Annotated in this window: 1 pseudogene; it reads left to right on the forward strand. The window is 64.7% G+C overall.

From position 1 onward, the window contains the following. Positions 1–408 (forward strand): annotated as a pseudogene (locus P3L18_RS28190) (HNH endonuclease); the annotation flags it as partial.

The following is a 408-nucleotide window of genomic DNA, read 5'->3' on the forward strand; positions in this document are numbered from 1 at the left end:
CGTGGCTGGCCGTGTTCGACGACCACACCAGTCTTCCCCTGTATTTGGGGCGCGCGCGGTTGGCGAGTCAAGGACAACGGATCGCCCTGTTCGCCAAAGACGGTGGTGAATACTGCTCGTTTCCCGGGTGCACTCAACCTGCCGCGCACGTCGAAATCCATCACGCCACCAAAGATCACGCGAAAGGCGGGCTCACCAACATCGGTGACCTCGCCCCCGCCTGCGGGAAACACAACCGCATGGTCGGCGACAAACCCGGACAATTCACCACCGGGATCTACCGCGACGGGCCGTGGGCCGGACGATGCTGGTGGCGCAAAAACACCCCCGTCGGGGCAGCCGAACCGAACCCCAAACGCACCAACGCACTCCCCGACGTCGGCACCACCTTCCGCGCCACCCTCGACA

The sequence above is a fragment of the Gordonia sp. N1V genome, from assembly GCF_029269935.1.
Classification (GTDB): domain Bacteria; phylum Actinomycetota; class Actinomycetes; order Mycobacteriales; family Mycobacteriaceae; genus Gordonia; species Gordonia polyisoprenivorans.